General features: G+C 56.5%; 1 protein-coding gene. It reads left to right on the top strand.

The genetic code is table 11. The features are described from left to right. Positions 1-377: GMC family oxidoreductase N-terminal domain-containing protein (locus DCK90_RS16830; RefSeq protein ID WP_335341879.1), on the top strand; the 377-nt coding region annotated here is incomplete at both ends.

Below are 377 nucleotides of genomic sequence, written 5' to 3' on the forward strand. Positions count from 1 at the left end.
CCGCCAAAGCCAAGGTTGCACGAGCTTTTTTATATCAAGGGGGCCAGGAAGAGCAACATCCCGGTGTACCCGTCACGGATGTCGATGCTCACCAAGAAGATCAACGAGGACAGGGGCGTGTGCTTCTACTGTGGGCAGTGCAACCGTGCCTGTCAGGTATATGCCGATTTCTCGGCGGGTACCTGTTTGATCTTCCCGGCGCAGAAGAACGGCGGGCAGATCGACCTGTACGTGAACTGCATGGTACGAGAGGTGACCACGGACGAAGAGGGCCGTGCCACGGGCGTATCCTACATCAACAAAGAAGATAGAAAAGAATACAAGCTCAAGGGCAAGGTGGTGGTCCTAGGGGCCTCGGCCTGTAGTTCCGCCAGGAG

Origin of the sequence: Muricauda brasiliensis, from assembly GCF_003057865.1 — a bacterium.
Classification (GTDB): domain Bacteria; phylum Bacteroidota; class Bacteroidia; order Flavobacteriales; family Flavobacteriaceae; genus Flagellimonas; species Flagellimonas chongwuensis.